General features: G+C 67.2%; 1 pseudogene. It reads right to left on the bottom strand.

The annotated features are described in order from the left end of the window. Positions 1 to 18 precede the first annotated feature (18 nt). Positions 19 to 265, bottom strand: a pseudogene (locus tag SM753_RS20715) (cytidylate kinase); the annotation flags it as partial.

The following is a 265-nucleotide window of genomic DNA, read 5'->3' as shown; positions in this document are numbered from 1 at the left end:
AAGGCCGGAACGGTCCCTTCAGATGTCGAAGTCGGGCGTGTCGAACGCGCCCTCGTCGGACTCAACGTCGTACCCCTCGACCGCCGTGAGCGCCAGGTCCAGCGTCGCCTCGGCGTCCCAGCGCCCCGTGTTGATCGCGAGGTCGTAGATGGAGCGGTCGGAGAGGTCGATCCCGTAGTACGACTGGTAGCGCTGCTCTTCGATCACCTCGCGGACCTGCATCTCCGAGGTCATCTCCTCGCGGTCGAGGGTGCGGTCGGCGCGC

This window comes from Halostella sp. PRR32, assembly GCF_034808085.1.
GTDB lineage: Archaea > Halobacteriota > Halobacteria > Halobacteriales > Natronoarchaeaceae > Halostella > Halostella pelagica.
Note: the sequence above shows the minus strand (reverse complement) of the source record. Positions and strands in the feature narration are given on the sequence as shown.